The 24,188-nt window shown below is 67.7% G+C and carries 20 protein-coding genes and 2 pseudogenes; 10 read left to right on the top strand and 12 right to left on the bottom strand.

Annotation, left to right across the window (positions count from 1 at the left end; translation table 11 throughout):
- Positions 1-84: 84 nt before the first annotated feature.
- Positions 85-1,497: an NAD(P)H-quinone dehydrogenase gene (locus tag MPSD_RS06850; protein ID WP_020788425.1), complete on the bottom strand. Its 1,413-nt coding sequence runs from the start codon at positions 1,495-1,497 to the stop codon at positions 85-87.
- Positions 1,498-1,638: 141 nt separating this feature from the next.
- Between MPSD_RS06850 and MPSD_RS06845 the strand changes: the two genes are divergently transcribed.
- The gene (locus tag MPSD_RS06845; RefSeq protein WP_011740604.1) at positions 1,639-2,118 is read left to right on the top strand and encodes a gamma-glutamylcyclotransferase family protein; all 480 of its coding nucleotides are present in this window, start codon (positions 1,639-1,641) and stop codon (positions 2,116-2,118) included.
- Between the two features lie 91 nt (positions 2,119-2,209).
- Here the strand turns inward: MPSD_RS06845 and MPSD_RS06840 are convergent, their stop codons facing one another.
- From MPSD_RS06840 to MPSD_RS06830, 3 genes are all read right to left on the bottom strand, one after another.
- A complete protein-coding gene (locus tag MPSD_RS06840; RefSeq protein ID WP_086084681.1) occupies positions 2,210-3,097 on the bottom strand; it encodes an endonuclease domain-containing protein in 888 nt (295 codons plus the stop codon).
- Between the two features lie 111 nt (positions 3,098-3,208).
- On the bottom strand, positions 3,209-4,378 hold the full coding sequence (locus MPSD_RS06835) for an amidohydrolase (protein ID WP_012393100.1): 1,170 nt from the start codon (positions 4,376-4,378) through the stop codon (positions 3,209-3,211).
- Positions 4,375-5,556 carry a M20 family metallopeptidase gene (locus tag MPSD_RS06830; RefSeq protein WP_015354803.1) on the bottom strand — a complete coding sequence of 394 codons (1,182 nt, stop codon included), beginning with the start codon at positions 5,554-5,556 and terminating at the stop codon, positions 4,375-4,377. The genes MPSD_RS06835 and MPSD_RS06830 overlap by 4 nt, the downstream gene beginning before the upstream one ends.
- 82 nt (positions 5,557-5,638) lie before the next feature.
- Here MPSD_RS06830 and MPSD_RS06825 point away from each other — a divergent pair, with 82 nt between their 5' ends.
- Positions 5,639-6,460 (top strand): purine-nucleoside phosphorylase, encoded by an 822-nt coding sequence (locus MPSD_RS06825; protein ID WP_015354802.1) that lies wholly within the window; start codon positions 5,639-5,641, stop codon positions 6,458-6,460.
- Complete coding sequence (locus MPSD_RS06820) at positions 6,450-8,030, top strand: phospho-sugar mutase (RefSeq protein WP_020788427.1); 1,581 nt, start codon at positions 6,450-6,452, stop codon at positions 8,028-8,030. The genes MPSD_RS06825 and MPSD_RS06820 overlap by 11 nt, the downstream gene beginning before the upstream one ends.
- Before the next feature lies 1 nt (position 8,031).
- Here the strand turns inward: MPSD_RS06820 and upp are convergent, their stop codons facing one another.
- Complete coding sequence (upp, locus tag MPSD_RS06815; RefSeq protein ID WP_086084680.1) at positions 8,032-8,655, bottom strand: uracil phosphoribosyltransferase; 624 nt, start codon at positions 8,653-8,655, stop codon at positions 8,032-8,034.
- 91 nt (positions 8,656-8,746) lie between these two features.
- Between upp and MPSD_RS06810 the strand changes: the two genes are divergently transcribed.
- Both MPSD_RS06810 and satS read left to right on the top strand, forming a co-directional pair.
- Positions 8,747-9,634 carry an alkaline phosphatase family protein gene (locus tag MPSD_RS06810; protein ID WP_085981831.1) on the top strand — a complete coding sequence of 296 codons (888 nt, stop codon included), beginning with the start codon at positions 8,747-8,749 and terminating at the stop codon, positions 9,632-9,634.
- A 48-nt stretch (positions 9,635-9,682) separates the two neighbouring features.
- Positions 9,683-11,008 (top strand): protein export chaperone SatS, encoded by a 1,326-nt coding sequence (gene satS / locus MPSD_RS06805; RefSeq protein ID WP_036426868.1) that lies wholly within the window; start codon positions 9,683-9,685, stop codon positions 11,006-11,008.
- Positions 11,009-11,096: 88 nt separating this feature from the next.
- Here satS and MPSD_RS06800 read toward each other — a convergent pair whose 3' ends face one another.
- Positions 11,097-11,993 (bottom strand): alpha/beta fold hydrolase, encoded by an 897-nt coding sequence (locus MPSD_RS06800; RefSeq protein ID WP_020788431.1) that lies wholly within the window; start codon positions 11,991-11,993, stop codon positions 11,097-11,099.
- A 114-nt stretch (positions 11,994-12,107) separates the two neighbouring features.
- Here MPSD_RS06800 and MPSD_RS06795 point away from each other — a divergent pair, with 114 nt between their 5' ends.
- Positions 12,108-13,394, top strand: coding sequence for an HNH endonuclease signature motif containing protein (locus MPSD_RS06795; RefSeq protein ID WP_020788432.1), 1,287 nt, complete (start codon positions 12,108-12,110; stop codon positions 13,392-13,394).
- A 275-nt stretch (positions 13,395-13,669) separates the two neighbouring features.
- A complete protein-coding gene (locus MPSD_RS06790) occupies positions 13,670-15,163 on the top strand; it encodes an NCS1 family nucleobase:cation symporter-1 (protein WP_086084679.1) in 1,494 nt (497 codons plus the stop codon).
- Here MPSD_RS06790 and puuE read toward each other — a convergent pair.
- The 3 genes from puuE to MPSD_RS06775 are packed head-to-tail and all read right to left on the bottom strand — an operon-like array spanning position 15,142 to position 18,289.
- Positions 15,142-16,032, bottom strand: coding sequence for an allantoinase PuuE (gene puuE / locus MPSD_RS06785; RefSeq protein ID WP_085979794.1), 891 nt, complete (start codon positions 16,030-16,032; stop codon positions 15,142-15,144). The genes MPSD_RS06790 and puuE overlap by 22 nt on opposite strands.
- Positions 16,033-16,049: 17 nt before the next feature.
- The gene (gene alc, locus MPSD_RS06780; protein ID WP_011740617.1) at positions 16,050-17,009 is read right to left on the bottom strand and encodes an allantoicase; all 960 of its coding nucleotides are present in this window, start codon (positions 17,007-17,009) and stop codon (positions 16,050-16,052) included.
- Positions 17,006-18,289 (bottom strand): DUF6986 family protein, encoded by a 1,284-nt coding sequence (locus tag MPSD_RS06775; protein ID WP_015354793.1) that lies wholly within the window; start codon positions 18,287-18,289, stop codon positions 17,006-17,008. The genes alc and MPSD_RS06775 overlap by 4 nt, the downstream gene beginning before the upstream one ends.
- A gap of 149 nt (positions 18,290-18,438) precedes the next feature.
- On the opposite strand from MPSD_RS06775, the pseudogene MPSD_RS31030 reads away from it, so the two are divergent.
- From MPSD_RS31030 to MPSD_RS29005, 3 genes and pseudogenes are all read left to right on the top strand, one after another.
- Positions 18,439-19,087 (top strand): annotated as a pseudogene (locus MPSD_RS31030) (PE family protein); the annotation flags it as partial.
- Between the two features lie 849 nt (positions 19,088-19,936).
- Positions 19,937-20,136 (top strand): annotated as a pseudogene (locus tag MPSD_RS29010) (PGRS repeat-containing protein); the annotation flags it as partial.
- 667 nt (positions 20,137-20,803) lie between these two features.
- Complete coding sequence (locus MPSD_RS29005) at positions 20,804-21,187, top strand: hypothetical protein (protein WP_264000832.1); 384 nt, start codon at positions 20,804-20,806, stop codon at positions 21,185-21,187.
- Positions 21,188-21,195: 8 nt separating this feature from the next.
- On the opposite strand, the gene MPSD_RS06765 is transcribed toward MPSD_RS29005, so the two are convergent.
- Genes MPSD_RS06765 through MPSD_RS06755 form a run of 3 tightly spaced genes read right to left on the bottom strand, consistent with a single transcriptional unit; the run spans position 21,196 to position 23,977 of the window.
- A complete protein-coding gene (locus tag MPSD_RS06765; RefSeq protein WP_086084678.1) occupies positions 21,196-22,284 on the bottom strand; it encodes an adenosine deaminase in 1,089 nt (362 codons plus the stop codon).
- Entirely contained in the window at positions 22,281-23,582 is a 1,302-nt protein-coding gene (locus MPSD_RS06760; protein ID WP_020788438.1) for a thymidine phosphorylase, read from the bottom strand. Before MPSD_RS06760 ends, MPSD_RS06765 begins: the two co-directional genes overlap by 4 nt.
- Positions 23,579-23,977, bottom strand: coding sequence for a cytidine deaminase (locus MPSD_RS06755; RefSeq protein ID WP_012393084.1), 399 nt, complete (start codon positions 23,975-23,977; stop codon positions 23,579-23,581). The genes MPSD_RS06760 and MPSD_RS06755 overlap by 4 nt, the downstream gene beginning before the upstream one ends.
- Positions 23,978-24,188 lie beyond the last annotated feature (211 nt).

The following is a 24,188-nucleotide window of genomic DNA, read 5'->3' as shown; positions in this document are numbered from 1 at the left end:
GACAATGAACTCCTGTCGGTTGCTTGTCAGTAGGCGTTAGGTGCACCACAAGGCTAATTGGTGGGGCGTGGCAGTAGTTGGGCTTCAGTCCAGATCATCGTGGGCCATCAGGCGGCGAGCGGCCTCGGTGATCGAACCCGATAACGACGGGTAAACGGCCAGTGTCTGGGCCAGCTCGTTGACCGTGATCCGGTTCTGCACCGCCACCGCGATCGGCAGGATCAGCTCGGATGCGATCGGCGCCACCACCACGCCGCCGATGACCACACCGGTGGACCGCCGGCAGAAGACCTTGACGAAACCGTGCCGCACCTCCGACATCTTGGCCCGGGCGTTGGTCCGCAACGGCAACATGATGGTGCGGGCAAGCACCGAACCGTTGTCGATCGCCGACTGCGGCACGCCGACGGCGGCGATCTCGGGCCTGGTGAACACCGTCGCCGCAACCGTGCGCAAACGGATCGGGCTCACGCCCTCGCCCAGCGCGTGGTACATCGCGATGCGGCCCTGCATCGCGGCGACCGAGGCCAGCGGCAGCAGGCCGGTGCAGTCACCCGCGGCGTAAATGCCGGGCACCGACGTGCGCGACACCCGGTCCACGTTCAGATAGTTGCCCGGGCCGAGCTCGATACCAACGCGCTCCAGGCCGAGGCCGCTGGTGTTGGGGATCGACCCGATCGTCATCAGCGCGTGGCTGCCCCCGACGGTGCGGCCGTCGGTCATGGTCACCAGAACCCCGTTTTCGGTGCGGGTGACGGACTGGGCGCGGGCGTTCTTGAACAGTCGGACGCCACGTTCGGCGAACGACTCCTCCAAGACCAGTGCGGCGTCGGCGTCCTCGTAGGGCAACACGTGATCCTGGCTGGCCACCACCGTGACCCGCACACCCAGCTCGGTGTAGGCGTCGACGAACTCCGCGCCCGTCACCCCCGAGCCCACCACGATTAGGTGCTGCGGCAACGCGTCCAGGTCGTAGAGCTGCCGCCAGGTCAGGATGCGCTCGCCGTCCGGTCGCGCCGACGGCAGGATCCGCGGGCTCGCTCCGGTGGCGATCAACACGACGTCGGCGTCGTGCTCGCTGGTGGTGCCGTCGGCGGCCGTCGCCTTGACGCGGTGGCGCAGGCCGGGTGCGGGGTCGAGCAGCTCGCCCTTGCCGGCGATCACGTGCACGCCCACGCTGAGCAGCTGGGCGGTGATGTCCGCCGACTGCGCCGCGGCCAGCTCCTTGACCCGGGCGTGGATCTTGGGCAACGAGATTTTCGCCTCGTCGAAGTCGATGAGGAAGCCCAGGTGAGGCGCTCTTCGCAGCTCGGTGCGCAGGCCGGTGGACGCGATGAACGTCTTGGACGGCACACAGTCGTCCAGAACGGCGGCACCACCGATACCGTCGGAGTCGATCACTGTGACTTGGGCTGATTCGGGGTGTGAGGTGGCGGCCACCAGCGCGGCTTCGTAACCGGCTGGGCCTCCACCGAGGATCACGATGCGGGTCACCACACGCAATAACCTAGCTTGAGGGGCTCAGAACTGCCTCGCGTGCCGCCGTGAGAGCCCGACCGGGCGCGCCTGAGCATGAAGAGCCAAGCATCACACCCAGGGATGAGCCGCATCCGTTTACGTGACGTTTAAGATTTCCGCGTGCCGCTCTACGCCGCGTACGGATCGAACATGCATCCCGATCAGATGCTCATGCGTGCACCCCACTCCCCGATGGCCGGAACCGGCTGGTTGCCCGGGTGGCGGCTGACCTTCGGCGGCGAGGACATCGGCTGGGAAGGAGCCCTGGCCACCGTCGTCGAGGATCCCGACTCCAAGGTGTTCGTGGTGCTCTACGACATGACACCGGCCGACGAGAAGAACCTCGACCACTGGGAGGGCTCGGAGTTCGGCATCCACCAGAAGATCCGCTGCCGGGTGGAGCGATTGTCCTCGGACACCACCACCGATCCCGTCCTGGCCTGGCTGTATGTGCTCGACGCCTGGGAGGGCGGTCTGCCGTCGGCGCGCTACCTGGGCGTGATGGCCGATGCCGCCGAGATCGCGGGCGCACCAAGCGATTATGTGCACGATTTGCGTACCCGGCCGGCCCGCAACATCGGCCCGGGGACCGGAACCTAGCCGGGGGTTGCGTCACCCTCTGCCGCGAGGGTGCGTGTCTGCACGCCGACACGCCGTTGCGGCCGGCAATTTGGGCACCCTCGCGAGCCCATCAGGCGGCCTGAGCCCGGGCCAGCGCCCCGGCCAGCCGCTGAACAAGTTCGGCCGGCCGATGCCTGACATCGCCGGCCACGATGGGCACTATCACCCACCCCAACTCCTGCAGCGCCGCACTGCGCCGTCGATCCCACAGGAACGCTTGCGGCCCGCTATGCCAGTCGACGCCGTCGTACTCTGCCGCGACCCGCAGACCCGGCCACGCGAAATCCAGTCGCCAGCGCCGGCCGTCGGAGCCGACCAGCTCGTATTGCAGCACTGGCGCGGGTAGTCCGCCTTCGATCATCACCAGCCGGGTCTCGCTCTCCATCGGCGACTCCGCCAGCGGACTCGCCAAGGCGAGCAACTCGCGCACGGCCACGACGCCGCGCCGGCCGGATTGCAGACAGACCGCTCGGTCGAGGTCGTCACGGTCGCATGTCCCGCTGCGCAGGGCGGCGTCCAGTGTCGCCAACGCTCGCGGCCGACGCAGCCCCCGGGCGACCTCTATCGCCGTCCACGCCGGCGTCGTGAGTTCTCGCCCCGCGAGGCGAGTCAACGGTGCACCGGCGCGCCGGTACACGGTCAGGCCGTCGGTGGATCGCAATTGCCGCCCCTCGGGATTGAGCACATGCAGATCCCCGGTTTGCTCGGTGTCAAAGCCGTAGGCCGCGGCGGCGGTCCCCAGGCATGCGGCGACCGGTGTGCCGACTGCCAGGTCCACTCCGCGCAGCCGCAGCCCACTGGTCAACTCACCGCGGCCATAAATGCCATGCCAAACTCTGCTCAGTACCCCGCTTTTCAGGTCGGCTTCCAGCCCGCGCCGGGTCAGGAACGTCAGTACCTGGGCGGACGTCGCCACCCCGCCTTGGGCGTCGAGCAACCGGGCGAGCTCTGCGTGCATGGGGCCATCGTCGAGGCGCAACTGACGGGCCCACAATTCACCACGACGAGCGTGCGCATAATGCCGGCAATACCGGCGTGTCGTTGTCCAGACACGCACCCTCGCGAGCGGTTAGAACGCCGCAGCCTGCTCGATGATGTTGACCATCACGCGCACGCCGATCCCCAGTGCCCGCTCATCGAGGTCAAACGTCGGCTGATGTAGGTCCAGCTGCGGTCCGTCGCCGGACCAAACTCCCAGACGCCCCATGGCACCCGGGACCTCTTCGAGGTACCAGGAGAAGTCCTCGCCGCCGCCTGACTGGCGGGTATCGGCCAGCGCATCCGGGCTGACGGCTTCGATGGCGTGGGTGAGGATGTGGGTCGAGACTTCCTCGTTGACCACAGGTGGAACGCCGCGCCGGTATTGCAGCGTGTGCTCGATCGCCAAAGGCGACAGCAGCGCAGTGATGGACTCACGGATGATCTCTTCCAGATCGATCCAGGTCTGCCGGCTGGCGGTGCGAACGGTGCCGGCCAACACGCCGGTTTGCGGAATGGCGTTGGCCGCCACGCCCGCGTTGACCGCCCCCCAGACCAGGACGGTGCTGTTACGGGGGTCGACGCGCCGCGACAGCACGCCGGGCAGCCCGGTGATCAGCGTGCCCAGCCCGTAGACCAGGTCGGCGGTCAGGTGTGGCCGCGACGTGTGCCCACCGGGTGAATACAGCGTGATCTCGATATGGTCGGCCGCCGAGGTGATAGGCCCCTGCCGCACCGCAACCCTGCCCACCTCGAGCCGGGGATCGCAGTGCAGGGCAAAGATCCGTGACACCCCGGTCAGTGCTCCGGCCGCGATCGCGTCGATGGCGCCGCCGGGCATCAGCTCCTCGGCGGCCTGGAATATCAGACGCACCCCGACCGGCAGCTCCGGCACCGTCGCCAACGCCAGCGCGGTACCCAGCAGAATCGCGGTGTGGCCGTCGTGCCCGCAGGCGTGGGCGATGTTGGGCATCGTCGAGGCGTACGGCGCACCGGTGCGCTCGGCCATCGGCAGCGCGTCCATGTCGGCACGCAGCGCGATCCTGGGCTGATGCTCGGGACCGAAATCGCAGGTCAGTCCCGTCCCGCCGGGCAATATCTTGGGGTTGAGCCCGGCGTCGGCCAGCCGTTCGGCGACAAACTGGGTGGTGGCGAACTCCTGGCGGCCCAGCTCCGGATAGCGATGGATGTGCCGGCGCCAGCCGACCAGGTCGTCATAGTGCGCGGCCAGCCAGGATTCAGCGGTGTCGACAAGGCTCATGACGCCGCCCTGCGCTGCTGGGCGGCCAGCACTCGGTCCCGCTGGTCCGGATTCTCGGCCAGCGCGACCGCGGTGCGCGCCAGCATGATTGCGCCGTCGACGACCGCTTGGTCAGCGCTGTGACCGGCCGCGGCGGCCGCGAAGGCGCGCTGGTGCACCGTGGCCCCGCCGGCGTCGACACCGATCACCGGATGGATGCCCGGCAGCACCTGTGTCACGTTGCCCATGTCGGTGCTGCCCAGCGGCAGCCCCTCCTCGACGCTGGCCGGCACCGGGGTGCGCCCAAGCCGAAGCATCTCTTCTCGACACACCTCGACCAGCCAGTGGTCGGGTTTCAATTCCGCATATGCGGGTGCGGCCGCATCGATGTCGTATTCACATCCGGCGGCCAGCGCCCCCGCCGCAAAGCAAGCAAACATCCTGCCCTCCAAGTCGCGCAGCGATTCCGACTCGACCGCGCGCATCGCGTACTGCATCATCGCGTGCCCGGGAATTACGTTGACCGCCTGACCTCCGTCGATAACGATTCCATGGGTCATCTGCCCCGGCGCCAGTTGCTGCCGCAGCAATCCGATTGCCACCTGCGCAATGGTTAGGGCGTCGGCAGCATTGACCCCCAGGTGCGGCGCCACGGCGGCGTGTGATTCCTTACCCCGGTAACGCACGGTGACCTCGGACAACGCCAGGGATCGAGCGCCGGCGATGTCCGTGGGCCCCGGATGCACCATCAGGGCCAGCGTGATGTCGTCGAATACCCCGGCGTCCAACATCAGTGCCTTGCCACCGCCGGACTCCTCGGCCGGCGTGCCCAGCAATGCGACCGTCAGACCGAGATCGTCGGCGACTTCGACCAGGGCCAGCGCGGTCCCCACCGCCGATGCCGCAATGATGTTGTGCCCGCAGGCGTGCCCGATTTCGGGCAGCGCGTCATATTCGGCGCAAATTCCCACCACCAGCGGTCCATCGCCGAAATCGGCCCGAAATGCGGTGTCCAGCCCCGCGGCGGCCCGGGTGATCTCGAAGCCACGTTCGGCCACCAGCGCCTGTGTCTTGGCACAGCTGCGGTGCTCGGCGAAGGCCAACTCCGGCTCGGCGTGGATCGCGTGGGAGAGCTCGACCAGATCACCGGCACGCCGTCGCACCAACTCTTCGACGGTGTCCAAGACGAGTGCGGGCATTCTGGCAGTATCTCATCGACGCGCGCCCGGCCCCGCACAACAGCCATCTCAACGCCCGGCCACACTCGCTAGGCTCCCCAGTGTGACTGGCCCCCAGCCCGATCCCGACGAACTCGCACGCCGCGCGGCCCAGGTCATCGGCGAGCGCACCGGGATCGCTGAGCATGACGTCGCGGTAGTTCTCGGATCCGGATGGTCGGCGGCCATCGCCGCGCTGGGATCCCCGACCGCCGTGCTGGCGCAGACCGAAGTTCCCGGGTTTACCCCGCCGAGCGCGGCCGGGCACGCGGGCGAGCTGCTGTCGGTGCCCGTCGGCGATCACCGGGTGCTGGTACTGGCGGGCCGCATTCACGCCTACGAGGGGCATGACCTGCGCCATGTGGTGCACCCGGTGCGAACGGCGTGCGCGGCGGGCGCGCGGACCGTGGTGCTGACCAACGCGGCCGGCGGGTTGCGACCGGACATGCAGGTCGGCCAGCCGGTGTTGATCAGCGACCACCTGAACCTGACCGCGCGATCGCCACTGGTCGGGGCGCAGTTCGTGGATCTGACCGACGCCTACTCGGCGCGGCTGCGCGCGGTCGCCCGGCAAGCCGACCCCGAGTTGGCCGAAGGCGTGTACGCCGGCCTGCCGGGGCCGCATTACGAGACACCCGCCGAGATCCGCATGCTGCGGGTGTTGGGCGCCGACCTGGTCGGCATGTCGACGGTGCACGAGACCATTGCCGCCCGCGCGGCGGGGGCCGAGGTGCTCGGTGTTTCGCTGGTGACCAACCTGGCCGCCGGGATCACCGGTGAGCCGCTGAGCCACGCCGAGGTGCTTGCGGCGGGCGCCGCGTCGGCGGCGCGGATCGGCTCACTGCTAGCCACCGTCATCGCCGGGTTGCGCAACAGTGACGCCTGAGGAGTGGATCGCGCACGATCCTGACCCGGTGACCGCCGCCGAGCTGGCGGCCTGTGACGCCCAAGAACTTGCCGCACGGTTCGCCCGGCCGCTGGCCTTCGGCACTGCCGGGCTGCGCGGACCGGTGCGCGGCGGGCCGGACGCGATGAACCTCGCGGTGGTGTTGCGCGCCACCTGGGCGGTGGCACGGGTGCTCGCCGAGCAGACCCCGGCGGGGCCCGCGACAGTGATCGTCGGACGTGATGCTCGTCACGGCTCGGCGTCTTTCGCCACTGCGACAGCCGAAGTACTTGCCGCCGAAGGATTCCAGGTGGTGCTGCTGCCCGAGCCGCTACCCACACCGATAGTCGCGTTCGCCGTACGTCACAGCGGCGCGGTGGCCGGCATCCAGATCACGGCGTCACACAACCCGGCCACCGATAATGGCTACAAGGTCTACCTCGATGGCGGAATCCAGATCATCTCCCCCACCGACCGCAAGATCGAGGCCGCGATGGCCGCCGCTCCGCCGGCCGACCAGATCGCCCGCAAACCCGTCACACCCGCTCGCACCGATCTGGTTGAGCACTACATCGCGCGTGCGGCCGGGATCCGCCGTTGCGCCGGTTCGGTGCGAGTCGCCCTGACCCCGATGCACGGGGCGGGCGGCACGGTTGCCGTGGCGACGCTGCGTCGGGCCGGCTTCACCGACGTGCATACCGTCGCGACACAGTTCGAGCCCGATCCGGACTTTCCCACCGTCGCATTCCCGAACCCGGAGGAGCCGGGCGCGACCGATGCGCTGTTGGAGCTGGCCGCCGGCGTGCGGGCGGACGTGGCAATCGCACTGGACCCCGACGCCGACCGATGCGCGGTCGCGATACCGACGTCCTCCGGCTGGCGAATGCTATCGGGCGATGAAACCGGTTGGCTGCTGGGCGATTACATCCTCTCGAAGCAACCGCCTGGCGACTGGATCGTGGCCAGCACGCTGGTCTCGTCGCGGATGCTGGCCGCTATCGCCGCGGACTACGGCGTGGTCCACGTGCAGACCCTCACCGGCTTCAAATGGCTGGCCCGCGCCGATGCCGACCGGCCCGGCACCCTGGTGTACGCCTACGAGGAGGCGATCGGGCACTGTGTGGACCCCACCGCCGTGCGGGACAAAGACGGCATCAGCGCCGCCGTCTTGACGTGCGATCTGGTGGCCAGCCTCGAGCGGCAGGGCCGATCGGTTCCCGATGTCCTCGACGACCTCGCCCACCGGTACGGAGTCCACGAGGTTGGCGCGGTAGCGCGCCGGGTTGCCGATGCCGACCAGGCCGCGGCACTGATGCGTCGGCTGCGTGAATCCCCGCCGGATCGGCTCGCCGGTTTCACCGCAACCGTGACCGACATCACCGACGCGCTGATCTTCGCCGGCGGGGACGACCGCACCTCGGTGCGAGTGGTCGTGCGGCCGTCGGGCACCGAACCGAAACTGAAGTGCTACATCGAAGTTCGGTGCGAAGTAGCCGGCGACTTGGCGGCCACCCGTCAACGGGCCCAGGAGCTGCGTCGTGAGCTGGCTTCCACGGTCAGCGGTTGGTAGTTCAGCGCGGACCGAATTGGCGGTCGCCCGCATCGCCGAGCCCGGGCACGATATACGCCTCCTCGTTGAGCCCGTCATCGATGGCTACCGTGAACAGCCACGCGTTCGGTGCCGCCTTCTCGAGCGCCGAGACGCCTTGCGGCGCCGCCACCACGCACAGCACCGTGATGTCCGTCGCACCGCGGGACAACAACAAGTCGACGGTAAAGGTCATCGATCCGCCGGTGGCCAGCATCGGGTCCAACACCATTACGGGTAGCCCGGACAAGTCGTCGGGCAGCGATTCAAGATATGGGACGGGCTGGTGGGTCTGCTCATTGCGGGCGATACCGACAAAGCCGACCCGCGCCTCCGGCAGCGCCGCATGCGCTTCGTCGACCATGCCCAGTCCGGCGCGCAGCACCGGAACCAGAAGCGGGGGGTTGGCCAGTCTTAGGCCTGTCGTGGCCGCAAGCGGTGTACGGATAGCGACGGATTCGGCGGGCGCTGCGCGGGTCGCCTCATAGACCAGTACCAGTGTCAGCTCACGCAAGGCCTGGCGGAAAGCAGCGTTTCCGGTGCGTTCGTCACGCAGCGCGGTCAGGCGGGCCGCCGCCAGCGGGTGATCAATGACGTGGACTTCCACATGGGTGACCCTATATAACAATCGGATTCAAGCCGCTGACACGCTCCCCCTTCTCGCGGCGCCGAGGCCGAGCCGCCCATATACTCCGGGCGTGTGTGGCCTGAAACAGCATTTTACCAGTACATTTCGAGCTCTGGCGGTGCTCGGCGCGGTGGCGGTATCCCTACCGGCCCACGGTAGCGACGCTCCCCCGCGTATCGACCTGACCGCCACTGCGTTGCCGGCGTTCTCACATGTGGTGGTCGTGGTGGAGGAGAACCATTCGCAGGCCAACATCATTGGCAACAAGGCGGCCCCGTTCATCAATGCGCTGGCCGCCAATGGTGCGATGATGTCGCAGTCGTTCGCCGAAACGCACCCCAGCGAACCCAACTACCTGGCCTTGTTCGCCGGTACCACCTTCGGCTTGAAGAAGAACACGTGTCCGGTCAATGCGGGCAGCACGCCCAACCTGGCTTCGGAGTTGCTCGCCGCGGGCCACACGTTCGTAGGTTTCGCCGAGAGCCTGCCCGAAGTCGGTTCGACGGTCTGCAGCGCCGGAAAGTACGGGCGCAAGCATGCGCCTTGGGTGAACTTCAGCAATGTTCCGGCCACGCTGTCGATGCCCTTCTCCGCGTTTCCGACGCCGGCGGACTACGCCAGGCTGCCCACGGTGTCCTTCGTCATCCCCAACGGGGATAACAACATGCACGACGGCACCATCGCGGCAGCTGACGAGTGGTTGAACCGTCAACTGTCGCCGTACGCCAACTGGGCCCGATCCAACAACAGCCTGCTGATCGTGACGTGGGATGAGGACGACGGCGGCAGCCGCAACCAGATTCCCACGGTGTTCTACGGCGCACACGTACGGCCGGGCACTTACAACCAGACCATCAGCCACTACAACGTGCTTTCCACGCTGGAGCAGATGTACGGCTTGCCCAAGACGGGTTTCGCGGCGAACGCCCCGGTCATCGCTGATATCTGGGGCGGCTAACCACTACCGGGCCGGGCCCGCCGGCGGGCCGTCGCTATTCTGTGCCGCATGGCTGCTGACCTCGTGCCCATTCGCCTGAGCCTGTCCGATGGTGACCACTACACGCTGTGGGCACCGCGCTGGCGTGACTCCGGGGACGAGTGGGAGGCGTTCCTGGGCAAGGACGAGGACCTCTACGTCTTCGACAGCGTCGCGGACCTGGTCGCATTCGTACGCACCGACACCGACAACGACCTGGTTGATCACCCGGGGTGGCAGGACCTGACGGAGGCCCACGCCCACAACTTCGATCCGGCCGACGACAAGAAGTTCGATCTGGTCATCGTCGAGGAGCTGGTGGCCGAAAAGCCGACCGAGGAATCGGTGAACGCGATGGCCGCAACCCTGGCGATCGTGTCGTCGATCGGATCGGTCTGCGAGCTGACGGCGGTTTCGAAGTTCTTCAACGGCAATCCCACGCTGGGCACCGTGTCGGGCGGCATCGATTACTTCTCCGGTAAAGCCGGCCAGAAACGCTGGAACGCGATCGCCGAGATCATCGCTCGCAGCTGGGACGACGTGCTCAAGGCGATCGAAGAAGTCGTCAGTACCCCTGAGGTTGACGAGAAGCTATCCGCCAAGGCCGCCGAGGAATTGGAAGAGGAGCCCGAGGAGCCCGAAGAGGACGAGGGCGCAGCCGGCGAGGACGACGAGGCCAGCGCTGACTCCGCGGATGAGGACGACGAGGACGAGGCCGCCGAGGACGAAGACGAGGAAGACGAGGAAGACGAGGAAGACTCCGTCGAAGAAGACCGCGCCGCCGGCGACACCGTCGTGCTGGGCGGCGACGAGGATTTCTGGCTGAAGGTGGGGATTGACCCGATCCGGATCATGACCGGCGCGGGCAACCTCTACACGCTTCGTTGCTACCTGGACGATCGCCCGATCTTCCTGGGCCGCAACGGCCGGATCAGCGTCTTCAGCTCCGAGCGGGCGCTCGCGCGCTATCTTGCCGACGAGCATGATCACGATCTGTCGGATTTGGCCACCTACGACGACATCCGCACCGCCGCCACGGACGGCTCACTGGCGGTGGATGTGACCGACGAAAACATCTATGTGTTGACCGGGCTGGCCGACGATTTCGCCGACGGACCCGAGGCGGTGGATCATGACCAGCTCGACCTGGCCGTCGAATTGCTCCGCGACATCGGCGACTACTCCGAGGAAGGCACCGTCGACAAGGCGCTCAACCCGGCCAAGCCGCTGGGCAAGTTGGTGGCCTACGTGTTGGACCCCGATTCGGGCAGCAAGCCGGCGGCTCCGTATGCGAAAGCGGTGCGCGAGTGGGAACAGTTGGAGCGGTTCGTGGAGTCGCGGCTAAGGCGCGAATAGCGCCGCCAGCCGGCGACGACATATAACCAAAGCGTCGCGGCTAAGGCGCGAACAGCGTCGCGGCTAAGGCGCGAACAGCGTCGCGAGCTCAGATGTCGGCGGCGCAGGCAGCGAAAATCGCATCCCAGTCCTCGACGTTGAAATGGCCCTTGCCGGCGGCCCAATGCAACTCGACGTTGGGGATCACACGCTCGAGGTACTCCCCCATCTCGCGCGGCACGAAGCTGTCGTGGGTGCCCAGCCAGATATGGGTGGGCACGTCCACCTCACTGGGGTCGAACTCCCACGGCCGATACTCGAGAAACGCTTCGTATGCGGCACCCCGGCTGCCTTGCCGAAACGCCTCGAGCTGCACCGCCTGGAAGTGTTGGACGAAGCGTTTGTCACGCATCCGGTGCTTGTCGACCGCGGGTACCGAAGCGGTTATCAGCTTGGTGAACAGTCCGGGTGCGTACTTTGCACACCAACCGAGCGGGGCGAACAGGGCGTGAAACAACCGCGGCCCATGTTGGGCCAGACGGGCGTAGGACCGGTCCGCCAAATTGAGGCTACCCATGATTTCCGGCGTCGCCAGCGGCCCCCAGGGGCCGAGTGCGCCGATGAACGCCAGACGCGAGAGGGCAATCCGGGCACCGCAGGCGAACAGGTGCGGTCCCGCCCCCGAATGACCCACCACGCCGAACTTGTCCAACCCCAACGCGTCGGCCAAAGCGCAGACGTCTGCCGGCCAGTCCCGCAATGTGCGGCCCTCTTGGAACGTCGATCGCCCGTAGCCGGGCCGGTCGACGGCGATGAGCCGAAACCGGGCACGCCGCGCGGCGCCGTCGGCGAAGGCTCCTTCCAGCCGCGAGCTGGGTGTGCCGTGAAAGTAGAACGTCGGGTATCCGGTGGGGTCGCCCCATTCGAGGCAGGCAAGTTCGCGCCCATCGGGCAAGGTGACCACGTTGGCCTCGTCGGCGCGAATGTCTTCCGGCAAGGTCTGCATCAGGCGCGCGCCGCCCCGGCGGGGGCGGTGACCCGGTTGCGCAGCACACGAGCGATGGTAGGCCGCGATGTGCGTGCTCAGGCGCTGCGCCCCACGGTGTCGGTGGACCAGCATATGATCGAACATGTGTTCGATATTGACGATTCCGTGCCCCTGACTCGGATCACCGCTGCCGCGCGGGCCGAGGCCCGGGCTGCCGCGGAACGCCTGGCGGCCATCGGCGATCTGTTCCGGTTGCGGCTGTCCCAGCACGGCAACCGCGAGGATTGGGTGGCCGACACCTGCGACGCGGTAGCGGCTGAGGTCGCCGCAGCGCTAAACACCAGCGTGGCGATGGGGCACAGCAACCTGCGTTATGCGCGGGCGATGCGTGAGCGGCTACCGCAGTTGGGTGCGGAGTTCCGGGCCGGCGGCATCGACTTTCGGCTGTTCCGCACGATTGTGTTTCGCACCGATCTGATCACCGACTCTGACGCCCTGGCGGCCGTGGACGCTCGACTGGCCATCAAGGCGCCCCGCTGGCCATCGATGACCAGTTGGAAGCTCGCGACAGAGGTCGATCGCGTGGTTGCAAAATTCGATCGCGACGCGGTACGCCGCTCGCGACGCGATGCCGCCGACCGGTATGTGGACTGCGCCCCGCTCGAGCCCGGGATGGCCTTGGTCAACGGCCAGGTCTTCTCGGCGACGGCCGAGGCGCTAGCGCGTCGCCTCGATGAACTCGCCAAGACAGTCTGTGCCGATGATCCGCGTACCGTCGTACAGCGGCGTGCGGACGCACTGGGCACGTTGGCCGCCGGTCAGGACCGGCTGATATGCGACTGCGGCAGGACGGACTGCCCGGCCGCGGGCGCTCCGCAACAACCCAGCCGAGTGGTGATTCACGTTGTTGCCGGTCGCGAGACGGTGGACGGGGCGGGCGAGGCGCCGGGAGTTCTTCCGAGCGACGGGATCATCCCCGCCGAGATCGTGCGCGAACTGGCCAAATCAGCCAAGCTCCAACCAATGTCGACGCCGATACTGGCCGAAACCGGATATGTACCGTCCCCGGCACTGATGGACTTTGTTCGCGCCCGCGACCTGACCTGCCGGGCTCCCGGCTGCGATCGACCCGCAACCCAGTGCGATGTCGATCACACAATCCCGTACAGCGACGGCGGAGCGACGCATCCGTCGAACCTGAAATGCCTCTGCCGCAAACATCATCTGCTCAAGACATTTTGGGGCTGGCACGACGAGCAGCTACCGGATGCAACTGTCATCTGGTCGTTGCCCGATGGGCAGACCTACGTCACCACGCCGGGCAGCGCATGGCTTCTCCCGGGACTATTCGCGCCCAGCCCAGAGCTGCCGCCCCCGCTCGGAAGCCGCAGGATCACTGCGGAAGCCGCGACGCGATGATGCCCAAACGCGCCCGAACTCGCGCCCAAAGCTCGGCCGCACGCATTGCGGCCGAACGCAACCACAACATGACTCGCCGCGAAGCCCGGCGACGGCGTTGGGAAGAGTGCTATTTCGGGCCGCGCGACGCATCGGCATCCGATGACGAGGAACCGCCACCCTTCTAACGCTGGACCCATCCGCCTCACGCGCAATAGGCACATAGCCCGCGCGAAATGTGACGGCAATACCTTGGAAATAGTGTCATGGGTTCATCGACGCCCGACGGAAGAGCCATGATCGACACCACCGCACCGCACAGTCCAGTGCATTCGCCGAGCCATGGAGCCGGACCCGCCAACATCAAGCCCGATTATCACCCTCGGCTGACCAACGACGACCTGGCGCCGCTGCGCGAGCAGACGTGGGGCACCTACAACATCTTCGCTTTCTGGATGTCAGACGTGCACAGCGTCGGGGGCTACGTGACGGCGGGGAGCCTGTTCGCGCTGGGACTGGCCAGCTGGCAGGTGTTGGTCTCACTGGTCATCGCGATCACCATCGTCTACTTCCTGTACAACCTGGTGGCGCGGCCCAGTCAGGCAACCGGCGTGCCGTATCCCGTCATCTGCCGGACCGCATTCGGCGTTCTCGGCGCGAACATCCCGGCAATCATCCGCGGGCTGATCGCGGTGGCTTGGTACGGAATCCAGACATACCTTGCTTCGGCCGCACTCGATGTGGTCATGATCAAGCTGTTTCCCGGCCTGGCCCGCTACGCCGTCGTCGAGGACTACGGATTCCTGGGGTTGCCGGCACTGGGCTGGGCCAGCTACTTGATTCTGTGGGTTCTGCAGGCATGCGTGTTCTGGCGCGGCATGGAGGCCATTCGCAAGTTCATCGACTTCTGCGGTCCTGCGGTATACGTCGTGATGTTCGCGCTGTCCGGATATCTCATCAGCAAGGCCGGTTGGGCTGCCATCGTTTTGAATCTCGGCGACGTGAGGTACTCCGGATGGGATGCGATACCGGTGATGTTGGGGGCCATCGCGCTGGTGGTGTCCTACTTCTCCGGCCCGATGCTCAATTTCGGCGACTTCTCCCGCTACGGACGCTCGTTCGGCGCGGTACGCAAGGGAAATTTCCTGGGGCTGCCGCTCAACTTCCTGCTGTTCTCGCTTCTGGTGGTGGTCACGGCCTCGCTCACCGTTCCGGTGTTCGGCGAACTGATCACCGACCCGGTGCAGACGGTGGCACGCATCGACTCCACCTTCGCGATCATCGGCATCAATATCGTCGCCAACTTCATCTCCCCTGCGTTCGACTTCTCCAACGTCAACCCGCAGCGGATCAGCTGGCGAACCGGCGGGATGATCGCGGCGGTGGGGTCGGCGCTGATCACGCCGTGGAATCTGTACAACCACCCTGATGTCATCCACTACACGCTCGAGACCCTTGGCGCCTTCATCGGCCCACTGTTCGGCGTGCTGATCGCGGACTACTACCTGGTGCGCAAGCAACACGTCGTCGTCGACGACCTGTTCAGCCTCTCGCACGACGGAACCTACTGGTACCGCAAGGGATACAACCCCGCCGCGGTCATCGCCACGGCCGTGTCAGCGGCGATTGCCATGGTCCCGGTGTTGGCCAGCGATGTCTACGGCATGTACACCGCCGCGGAGTACAGCTGGTTCATCGGCTGCGGTGTCGCGCTAGTCGTCTACTACCTGTTGGCTACCCGCGGCCGGCTCGCCATAGCGCCGCCCTATCACCCGGTTGGCGCCGGATGAACCTCGCGCCAGTGCTCGGCGATCTCGACGCGCCGGGCCAGCCACACCCGATCGTGGGACCGCACATGGTCGAGGAAGCGCTGCAGGGCAGCCGTTCTGGCCGGGCGGCCGACCAGCCTGCAATGCAAACCGACGGATAGCATCTTCGGGCTGCCCGCACGCCCCTCGGCATACAGCACATCGAACGCGTCGCGCAGATGGGCGAAGAACTCATCGCCGTTGGAGAACCCCGCCGGTGAGGCGAATCGCATGTCGTTGGTATCCAGGGTGTACGGCACGACCAGGTGATCGCTGGCGCCGACCCGCACCCAGTACGGCAGGTCGTCGGCATACGAATCGGAGTCATAGAGGAAACCACCGTGTTCGACCACCAGCTCGCGGGTGTGCGGTGAGTCGCGACCGCCGTACCAACCGCGCGGCGCGGACCCGGTGAGCTCATGGTGGATTCGCACCGCCTCGGACAGGTGGGCCCGCTCGGTATCCCGGTCGATCTCTTGGTAGGACTTCCAACGCAGCCCATGGCAAGCAATTTCATGACCGAGCTCACGAAAAACCTTTGCCACCTCTGGGTTTCGCTGCATCGCCTGGGCGACGGCGAAAATGGTCAGCGGCACGCCGGATTGCTCGCAGACCCGCAGCACCCGCCACACGCCCGCCCGAGATCCGTATTCGTAGAGCGACTCCATGCTCATGTGCCGGTTCGGAAATGACTGTGCGGGCACGATCTCGGACAAGAAGGTCTCTGACCCCGAGTCGCCGTCGAGGACGCTGCTTTCGGCCCCCTCTTCGTAGTTCAGCACGAATTGCACCGCGATCAGCGCACCGCCGGGCCACTGGGGATCGGGCGGCGTGCGACCATACCCGGTCATATCCCGCGGATACCCGGTCACGCCAGGTCCCCGAACAGCCGCAGCCGCGATAGCCCGCCATCCGGATAGATCTCCAAACGAGCCTGATCCACAACATCTTTGGTGCTGACCAGAAACCGGTGCCGGGTGTCGGGCAAGAGGTTGGTGCGCGGTAGCAGCTCGATCCATTCGCCAGTGGGCTGCCGACCAACCACCGCCGCCGCGCCCGGACTATTCCCGACGAAATACGACGTGTCGATTTCGACCAGCCGCACCACGCCGGGGCCGGCCAGCTTGATCAGCACCCAGTCGTTGCCATCGTCACGACGCCGGGCAGTCTCCCAACCGTCACCCATGACTCGCGCCAGGCCCGGGAAGATGACGTGCTGCGGCGAGCTGTAGAAGCGGTTCGAGCAGTCCAGCACCAGCCCGCCATTTTCCAGCGCGGCCAGATCCAGCGGGCCGGCACCTAGGAACCGACGGTCGGGACGTCCCTCTCCGTGTACCCGCAACCGCGCCACGCCGCCGTCCGGATAGATGCTGAGCCGCACATGGGTCCAACGCTTTTCGGAGCTGACCACAAAGGGATTGTCGGCGTCACCGACCACCTTGGCACGGGCCACGATCGTTTCCCAGCCACCGTCGCTGGCCAGCTGCTCGGCCGGCGGATAACCGTCGACCGCTAACGCCTCGATCGAGACTTCGGGCGGGTAGTTGCCCTTGAACCACGCGGTGTCGACCACCACACCGCGGATCACACCCGGGACACCGAGTCGCACGATCGCCTGGTCGTGACCAGGCTCACGGCGACGGCGGGTCTCCCATCCGTCATAGACCTGGCCCTTGTGCCCAAAGGAAGCCGGGCGATAGCTTGCGGGGCCCGGATTGATCAGGTTCTCTTTTTCGGCGAACGACTCATCGTTGGCCCAAATCACCGCGCCGCCAAGCGGTCGCAGCGCCAGATCGGGCAGCCAGGTGAAGTCCGGGGTATCTGTCATGAAGGGTTGTACTCCTGCGGTATTCGCATTTTTAGGGCTCGCAGCACTGACTCAGTGGCGCCAGGTGCGGCGTCGCGCACCTGGTCGGCACTGAAGGCTCCACAATCAAGGCCACGCAGCACGACCGCCGCCAGTGCCTCCGCGGTGGCCGGCTCGTCGATGACACCACCACCGGCGCGCTCGAGATAAGCCTGCAGCCGCGGGGCGGCAACGCCCAGCGCCGCCCGGAAAAAGGTGAAGGTGGCAAGCCATCGGGTGACCAGGTGGCCGGGATGCATGTCCCATCCCTGGTAATAACCGCGTTCCAGCGACCGGGTGACCAACCGGTAGTGACTCCGAAACGCCTGCACCACTTGCTCTTCGGTTCCCTCAGGCACCACGTTGGTGGATCCGTCGGAGACCCGGACACCGGTCTGCGCGGCCGCGGCAAGCATCACCGCCTTGGCGTGGTCGGCCACCGGGTGATCGAGCGCCTGGTGCTGAGGTGCGATCCCGCACGCGGCACTGTAGTCGTAGGTGCCGTAGTGCAGGCCGGTGCAGCGGCGCTGCGACATGTGGATCGCTCGTGCGAGGGTAGCGGCGCCGTCCGGGCCGATGACTGCCTGCGGGCTCTCGATCTGCAATTCGAACTTCAGAGCGCCCGTCGGCAAGCCGTGCGCTGTTTCCAGGGCCTCACACAATTGCACCGCCGCGCCGACCTGGTCCCCGGCGCGAAGCTTGGGCACGGTGAAGACGAAACCGTCCGGAACACCACCCGCACCGTCGAGCACCAGCTCCAGTGTGCGTAGCGCCCGACGCCACTCGGAGCTGGTCAAGCCCTTGATCCGGACGCCGCAGACAGGCAGTCCCAGCGACCGCAACGTCTGTCCGGCGCGCACGGCGTCGTCGTCCTCCACGTCGTCACCGCGTATCCCGTACCCGTCCTCGAAGTCCAGCCGTAGGTCCTCGATGGGGCCGGCGGCCAGACGTCGCTGGACCAACCCAAGTGCCGCATCGTCGCCAAGTTCGCTCAATAGGTCGACATGGCGCTGCAGCAACGCGGCGGCGGCGGCACCCCACTGGGAAGGCGTCTGGGAGGTAGCTTCGGCGGCGCTGACGTACACGGTGTGCACCGGTTGCACGCCGGGGCCGTCGCCCGGGTAGCGAGCCGCCAACTCCTGGTCAACCTGCGCCAATACCGCATCGATGTGTGCGAGAGCCGGCGAGTCGACGGGTCTAGACCCCGATTTGGGGTTTTCGGTCGCTGCTGCCACCCGCCCATCATCACAGATGCCCCGCACCCGGCTGACAGCCAATGGCGGGCAAGCACGACGGGGCGTCCATGAATTGGACGGGGCTTCAGCAAATCATATGAATCACAATCGAAACGCCCGGATGCCACCATGCGCTGTCGATCTTGTTGATGGGGAATCCGACTTGGAGGGCAGCGATGGCGTTTGTGTTGGTGGCTCCGGAGATGGTGACGGCCGCGGCGTCGGATTTGGCGAATATCGGCTCGGCGATCAACACGGCCAATACCGCGGTCGCGGCACCCACCGCGGAGCTGCTGGCCGCCGGGACCGATGAGGTCTCCGAAGCCATCGCCTCGCTGTTTTCCGGCCACGCCCTGGACTATCAGAGCCTCGGCGCCCGGATGACAGCGTTTCACGATCAATTCGTGGCGGCCCTGACCGCGGGTGGCGGCCTGTACTCCAGCGCCGAGGCCGCCGCCGCCACGCCATTGCAAGACCTGCTCAATGTCGTCAACGCCCCCCACCCAAGCACTGTTGGGGCGCCCGCTGATCGGCGACGGCGCCGACGGAACCGCGCCAGGGCAGGCCGGCGGAGCCGGTGGACTGCTCTACGGCAACGGCGGTAACGGCGCCGCGGGCACCAACCCCGGAGTGGCCGGCGGGGCCGGCGGGGCGGCCGGGTTGATCGGCAACGGCGGTGCCGGCGGGATCGGGGGCTGGCTCTACGGCAACGGCGGCGCGGGTGGTGCCGGTGGGGCCGGCGCGCCGGGGCCGGTGAGCTTCAACGGCAACAACGGTGGCAACGGCGGCAACGGTGGCGCGGCCGGCTGGTGGGGCACTGGTGGGGCCGGCGGCGCGGGCGGCGAGGGCGGGGCAGCCGGCGGCGACCCGGCCGATATCGCCTACGGCCAAACGGGCGGGGTCGGTGGCAACGGCGGCAACGGCGGCAACGGCGGATGGTTCGCCGGCAACGCCGGTGCCGGTGGCAACGGCGGAGTCGGCGGAGACGGCAACGCCGCCGACCATGGCCTGGTTGCCGGTGCCGGCGGGGTCGGTGGGGCCGGGGGCGCCGCCGGGCTCTTCGGCGACGGCGGAGCCGGCGGACAAGGCGGCGACGGCGGACCGGCGGGATTAGTCGGCGCGAGCGACGGCGGCGCCGGTGGCGATGGCGGGCGCGCCGGGTGGCTCAGTGGTAACGCCGGGGCCGGCGGGGCCGGCGGGGTCCTGGACAGTACCAGCCCCGTCTTTCCCGGCAACGGCGGCGCGGGTGGCAGCGGTGGTGCCGCCGGATTGTTCGGCGACGGCGCCGCCGGTGGCGCCGGCGGGGCCGGCAGGGCAAGCCAGACGTTTACCGGCGACGGCGGGGCCGGCGGGACCGGTGGCGCTGGCGGGTGGCTCTACGGCAACGGCGGCGCCGGCGGCAGCGGCGGTAATGGCGGCACCGGCAGCATCGGCGGGCTGATCGGCAATGGTGGCGCCGGCGACGCCGGCAATACCAACCAAGTCTCGGGCTACAGCGGCAACGGCGGCAACGGCGGCAACGGCGGCAACGGCGGGGCGGCACAGCTGATCGGTGCCGGCGGTGGCGGCGGGGAGGGCGGGGTCGGCGGAACCGGGGCCGCGGGGGTGACCGGAAGCGCCGGCGCCAGCGGCGTGGGCGGACGACTGTACTCGGGCAACGGGATCCCCGACATCTTTGGCCGCCCACTAATCGGCGACGGCGCCGACGGGGCACCGGGCACCGGGCAAGCCGGCGGCGACGGCGGCTGGCTCTACGGCAACGGCGGCGCCGGCGGCTCCGGCGCCGCCGGGCAAGCCGGGGGGCCGGAGGTGCAGCCGGGTTGATCGGCAACGGCGGCGCCGGTGGCACCGGCGGCTCCGGTGCGGCCGGCGGCAACGGCGGCGCCGGTGGCTGGCTGTTCGGCAACGGCGGAACCGGCGGAGACGGCGGAGACGCCGTCGCCGGCTTGCCCGGTGTCAACGGCGGTAACGGCGGCAACGGCGGAGCCGGCGGAGCCGCCGGCTGGTGGGGCCGCGGGGGCATCGGCGGCCAAGGCGGCACCGGCGGAGAAGCTGGTGGCGGGACTGGAATCCATGCCGGAAATGGCGGCAACGGTGGCAACGGCGGAGGCGGCGGCTGGCTGTCCGGCGACGCCGGGGCCGGCGGGCAAGGCGGCGCCAGCGTGGCGTCAAACTACATCGCCGGCGGTGGCGGGGCGGGAGGCAATGGCGGTGCCGCCGGATTGTTCGGAGCCGGCGGGGCTGGTGGGACCGGCGGAACCGGCGGCAATGGCAACGCCCCCGCCGGTGGCGACGCCGGTCACGGTGGCCAGGGCGGCTACGGCGGTTGGTTGGCCAGCAGCGGAGGTGCCGGCGGGACCGGTGGTGTCGGCGGGTTGGGGGATTCCGCAAGCGGGACCGGTGGTAGTGGCGGTGGCGGCGGGGCCGCAAGGCTATTCGGCGACGGCGGAAGCGGCGGAAACGGCGGAGTAGGGGGGGCCCGGCACCGTAGTGTTCGCCGGCGGCGGCGGCAGCGGCGGCACCGGCGGCGCCGCCGGATGGTTGATCGGCAACGGCGGGGCCGGCGGACAAGGTGGAGTAGCGGGTACCCCGGATGGGGTCGACGGTCTGCTCGGAGGCACTGGCGGAGCCGGCGGCACCGGCGGCACGGCCGGATGGCTCTACGGCTCCGGCGGTAGCGGCGGCGCGGGCGGAGCCGGAACGGCCAGCTTTTACCCGGGTAGCACCGGCGGCAACGGCGGAAACGGCGGAAACGGCGGAGCCGCACAGGTCATCGGCTCCGGCGGCTCCGGCGGAGCGGCGGGGACCGGCGGGGCCGGCGGGCCCGACAGTCCGCCCGACATCCCGGCCGGAAACGACGGACAGGACGGAGTCGGCGGTGCCGGCGGGTCCGGCGGACTGGTGTTCGGCAATTCCGGCGGGTAGCCGCCCGGCTAGCCGATCAGCACCGCGAACCGCGGCTTGATCACCTCGTCGATGATCTCCAGGCGCTCGTCAAAAGCAATGAACGCCGACTTCATGGCATTGATCGTGAAGCGTTGGATATCGCTCCACCCGTAGCCGAACGTCTCCACCAGGCGGTACATCTCCTGGCTCATCGATGTGTCGCTCATCAACCGGTTATCGGTGTTGACGGTGACCCGGAATCGGCTGCGGGCCAACAGGTCAAAGGGGTGCTCGGCGATGCTGGCCACCGCTCCGGTCTGGACGTTGGAGCTGGGGCACAGCTCCAACGGAATCCGCTTGTCCCGCAGGATTGCCGCCAGCCGGCCCAACTTCACATCGCCGTCGGGACCCACCTCGATGTCGTCGACGATCCGCACCCCATGACCCAACCGGTCCGCTCCGCAAAACGCGATCGCCTCGTGGATGGACGGCAGACCGAACGCCTCACCAGCATGAATCGTGAAGCGCGCGTTGTTGTCCCGCATGTACTCGAATGCGTCCAAGTGCCTCGACGGCGGGTAGCCGGCTTCCGCGCCGGCGATGTCGAAGCCCACTACCCCTTTGTCGCGGAACCGGATCGCCAGCTCGGCAATCTCGCGCGACATGGCCGCGTGTCGCATCGCGGTGACCAGCAGGCGCACCTTGATGGGACACCCGGCACCGGCACAGGCCCGTTCGCCGGCGGCAAAGCCCGCCAACACCGCGTCGACGATCTCGTCGAAGGTCAATCCCTGATTGATGTGTAGTTCTGGCGCAAAACGAATCTCGGCATAGACCACCGCGTCGGCGGCCAGATCTTCCACACACTCGTAGGCGACCCGATACAGCGCTTCGGACGTCTGCATCACCGCGACGGTGTGCGAGAACGGCTCCAGGTAGCGCTCCAGCGAGCCGCTGTGCGACTGCGTGCGAAACCAACTCGCCAGCTCCCCGGCATCGGTGGAGGGCAAGCCGTCGTACCCGACCTGGCCGGCTATGTCGAGCACGGTTTCCGGACGTAACCCGCCGTCGAGGTGGTCATGCAGCAGGGCCTTGGGCGCCTGCCGGATTGCGTCTAGCGTCGGCATGTCTGTCATCGGCTGATCCGATCAATGATGAGAGGCCGAGTGGTCGGCGCGCTGTCAGCGACGTTGAAGCCGGCGGCCAGCTCGGCTACCGCGGCGCCGAACCGCTCGGGGGTGTCGGTATAGAGCGTGAACAAGGGCTCACCGGCCGCCACCGGCTCCCCCGGTCGCCGATGGATCCGAATGCCAGCGCCGTGCTGGACCCGTGCGCCGGGGCGGGACCTGCCCGCGCCGAGCCGCCATGCCGCCAACCCCACCGCCATCGCATCGATGTCGCCCATTGTGCCGCCGCGGCCGGCCCGGACGGTTTCCGAATGCGCACCAATCGGCAACGGTTTGGCCAACTCTCCCCCCTGGGCCGCGATCAGCCGGCGAAACCGGTCCATCGCGGAGCCGTCGCGCAGCGTCTCGGCCGGGTCGCGGCCATCGATCCCAACCAGGTCGAGCATCTCGGCTGCCAACCGCACCGTCAGTTCCACCACGTCGGGCGGCCCACCGCCGTCGAGCACCTCCAGCGCCTCGGCCACCTCGAGCGCATTGCCGACGGTCGAGCCCAACGGACAGTTCATGTCGGTCAGCAGCGCTCGGGTGGGCACGCCGTGTGCCGCGCCCAGCTCGACCATGGTGTGTGCCAATTCACGTGATTGGGTTTCGGATTTCAGAAACGCTCCCGAGCCGACCTTCACGTCCAGCACCAGCGCGCCCGCCCCCTCGGCCAGCTTCTTGCTCATGATCGAGCTGGCAATCAACGGCAGCGATTCCACGGTGCCGGTGATGTCGCGCAGCGCGTACAGCTTGGCATCGACGGGCGCCAGCTCACCAGCGGCGAAGATCGCGGCGCCGACATCGCAAAGCTGTTCACGCACCTGCTGGTTGGACAGCGTCGCGGTGAATCCACTGATGGATTCCAGTTTGTCCAGGGTGCCGCCGGTGTGGCCGAGCCCACGACCCGACGCCTGCGGGACAGTGCCCCCACAGGCGACGACGACAGGCACCAGCGGCAGCGTGATCTTGTCCCCCACCCCGCCGGTGGAGTGCTTGTCCACGGTCACCAACGGCGCACCGCCCGCGCGCAGATCGGAGAAGTCCAACCGCGGGCCCGACGCCAGCATCGCCGATGTCCACCGGGCGGTCTCACCTCGGTCCATGCCCTGCAAGACAATCGCCATCAGCAGCGCCGACATCTGTTCGGGCGCGACCCGGCCCTCGGTGTAGGCGTCGATCACCCAGTCGATAGCGGCATCGGACAGCCGACCGCCGTCACGCTTGATGCGGATCACCGTCGGTGCATCGAACTCGAAGTCGGTCAAGTTGGTTCCCCGGTGAGGTCGGCGTGGAAAGGTTCGGGCAGCAGATCGCCGAGCCGGCGAGGCCCGGCGAGATGGTCGACGAGCAGCTCCGGGCCACCGTGCTCGAACAACAGCTGGCGACACCGGCCGCACGGCATCAGCGGTGCTCCGCGGCCGTCGACACATGCCAGCGCGACCAGCCGACCCCCACCCGTGGCATGCAGGGCGCACACCACACCGCATTCCGCGCACAGGGCAAGCCCGTATGAGACATTTTCCACATTGCACCCGGTAACGACCCTGCCGTCGTCGACCAGCGCGGCGGCACCGACCGGGAACCGCGAATAGGGTGCATAAGCCCCGGCCGCAACCTGGGTTGCTTTGTCGCGCAATTGTTTCCAATCAATATCGGGCATTCCCAACCCCGCTCGACGATGGCCTGTTTCAGGTAAGTCACCCTAACTCCCGGTAGCCGACACATGATCTGGATCGCAGAGTGCGGTATCGCGCGCATCGCGGTCAAGATAAGCTCAATTGCCCGACAAGAGCTGTTCGACCGTGGTTTTGAGGGGCTTTTAGGGGTGCTTGAAGGGCTTGGAAGGGGTCAGTAAAAGGTGAGCACAACGG

The sequence above is a fragment of the Mycobacterium pseudoshottsii JCM 15466 genome (genome assembly GCF_003584745.1).
In the GTDB taxonomy this organism is placed as follows: Bacteria; Actinomycetota; Actinomycetes; order Mycobacteriales; family Mycobacteriaceae; genus Mycobacterium; species Mycobacterium marinum.
This window is presented reverse-complemented; position numbering and strand designations above follow the sequence as displayed.

What these genes read in the sequence shown, in the direction of transcription:
- MPSD_RS06840 (WP_086084681.1), bottom strand. Translation starts at nt 3,097, where the DNA reads ATGCACGCAGAGCTCGCCCGGTTGCTCGACGCCCAAGGCGGGGTGGCG.
- MPSD_RS06835 (WP_012393100.1), bottom strand. Translation starts at nt 4,378, where the DNA reads ATGAGCCTTGTCGACACCGCTGAATCCTGGCTGGCCGCGCACTATGAC.
- MPSD_RS06830 (WP_015354803.1), bottom strand. Translation starts at nt 5,556, where the DNA reads ATGCCCGCACTCGTCTTGGACACCGTCGAAGAGTTGGTGCGACGGCGT.
- satS (WP_036426868.1), top strand. Translation starts at nt 9,683, where the DNA reads ATGGCTGCTGACCTCGTGCCCATTCGCCTGAGCCTGTCCGATGGTGAC.
- MPSD_RS06800 (WP_020788431.1), bottom strand. Translation starts at nt 11,993, where the DNA reads ATGCAGACCTTGCCGGAAGACATTCGCGCCGACGAGGCCAACGTGGTC.
- MPSD_RS06795 (WP_020788432.1), top strand. Translation starts at nt 12,108, where the DNA reads ATGATCGAACATGTGTTCGATATTGACGATTCCGTGCCCCTGACTCGG.
- MPSD_RS06790 (WP_086084679.1), top strand. Translation starts at nt 13,670, where the DNA reads ATGATCGACACCACCGCACCGCACAGTCCAGTGCATTCGCCGAGCCAT.
- puuE (WP_085979794.1), bottom strand. Translation starts at nt 16,032, where the DNA reads ATGACCGGGTATGGTCGCACGCCGCCCGATCCCCAGTGGCCCGGCGGT.
- alc (WP_011740617.1), bottom strand. Translation starts at nt 17,009, where the DNA reads ATGACAGATACCCCGGACTTCACCTGGCTGCCCGATCTGGCGCTGCGA.
- MPSD_RS06765 (WP_086084678.1), bottom strand. Translation starts at nt 22,284, where the DNA reads ATGACAGACATGCCGACGCTAGACGCAATCCGGCAGGCGCCCAAGGCC.
- MPSD_RS06755 (WP_012393084.1), bottom strand. Translation starts at nt 23,977, where the DNA reads ATGCCCGATATTGATTGGAAACAATTGCGCGACAAAGCAACCCAGGTT.